Genomic DNA, 809 nt, shown 5'->3' with positions numbered 1-809 from the left:
GGATCCGCGCCCAGGCCGCGCCCGAAGGGCGGCGCCAGCGGGTAGGGCGGGGCGAGGGGAGCGGCCTGCGGCGGCGCGGTTGCGGGGGATGCGGGCGCCCCGGCGAGCGCGGATTCGGGGCGGGCATCGGCCGGATCCGGAGCCTCCGCCGCGCCTCCGGCCTCGGAGGATCCGGCCTCCGGAAGCGCGCAGGTCCCGGTCAGGGCCGCATCGACGCCGGTCTCAGCGGGGCGGCCGACCTCCCGCGCCTCGACGGCGCGCACGATGCCGAAGCCGCCGTAGCCCTGGAAGGCCTGCCCCGCCCGGCCGAGGGGCGCGCCCGACAGGTCTGCGGCGACCGAGACGCCGTCGAGCACGAGCACCACCCCGAGCCCGCGGAAGGTCCGGCGCCGCGCCAGCGCGTCGAGGAAGGACCCCGCCTCGCCGAGCCGGCCCGACGCGGCGAGAGCGTCCCAGGACGCGCCGACGAGGCCGGCGAGCGCGCCGCCGCCGGAGAGCTGCGTGAGCGCGCCCGCGGCGTCGCTGCGCCAGAGGATCCGGTCGCCCGGGCGCGGCGCAGCCGATGCGGGGTCGGCCGGCACATCGGGGTCGGGGGCGGCCCGCGCGACGGGTGCGGGGTCGCGATCCGCGTCGCGCGGGTCGGCCGGACCTTCGGGGGCGGCCGGGGGTTCGGCCAGCGGTTCAGCCGGGCGGTCGCTCGGCGCGGGCGCGGTGCGCAGGGCCGGAAGCGGTCCGATCACGGCGAGCAGGATCAGAGCGCGCCCGTCCGGGCTCCGTCCGGGCAGGGTGCGGCAGAGGGTCGGCGGGGC

1 pseudogene is annotated in these 809 nt (G+C 81.1%); it reads right to left on the bottom strand.

Annotated elements, in window-relative coordinates:
* Positions 1-809 (bottom strand): annotated as a pseudogene (locus AX737_RS34375) (hypothetical protein); the annotation flags it as partial.

This window comes from Methylobacterium sp. CCH5-D2, from assembly GCF_001556475.1.
Taxonomy (GTDB): Bacteria; Pseudomonadota; Alphaproteobacteria; order Rhizobiales; family Beijerinckiaceae; genus Methylobacterium; species Methylobacterium hispanicum.
Note: the sequence above shows the minus strand (reverse complement) of the source record. Positions and strands in the feature narration are given on the sequence as shown.